The organism is Okeania hirsuta, from assembly GCF_003838195.1.
Lineage (GTDB): Bacteria > Cyanobacteriota > Cyanobacteriia > Cyanobacteriales > Microcoleaceae > Okeania > Okeania hirsuta.
The window spans coordinates 1-570 of sequence record NZ_RCBY01000691.1 but is presented as its reverse complement, the minus strand read 5'-3'; the positions used below and the strand labels follow the sequence as shown (position 1 = coordinate 570).

The window sequence follows — 570 nt, the reverse complement described above, 5'->3', positions numbered from 1 at the left end:
AGATCAATGGTTAGAGTTGATTAATCTCTATGGTGGAAATCCTTTATGGTTAAATATAATTGCCGATGCTATTGAAGATTTATGTGATGCAAGTGTAGCTCAATTCCTATCTTGCTCAACCTTATATTTAGGAGATTTAGAACCAATATTAGAGAGAATTTTTCAGCGTTTATCAGAGTTGGAAAAACAAGTAATATTTTGGATAGCTAATCAAGAAACAACAGTTGATATTTCTATTACTCCCGCAGATTTTCCACACTCCCACTCAGATTTATGGAAAGGAATACAATCATTAAAAAGACGTTGTTTAGTAGAAAAAGTGATGGAAGCTGAAGGTTCGTTTTTTACTATTCAACCTGTTGTTAAATCTTTTGGCAAAATGTTACAGCGCTACGCGCTAGGGAACAGGGAACAGGGAACAGGGAATAGCACACTGTAAAAGGGTTTTCGGTGCAGAAACGCTCCGCGAACAAAATCGGGACTTACGCAAATAAACTACATATAGTATATAAAAACTATAGCAATATGGTATATATAGTGTTTTTATTGGAATAATGCGTAAGTCCTGAA

Annotated in this window: 1 pseudogene; it reads left to right on the top strand. The window is 34.9% G+C overall.

Going from position 1 to position 570, the window contains the following annotated elements:
* Positions 1 to 439, top strand: a pseudogene (locus D5R40_RS36875) (hypothetical protein); the annotation flags it as partial.
* Between the last annotated feature and the right edge of the window lie 131 nt (positions 440 to 570).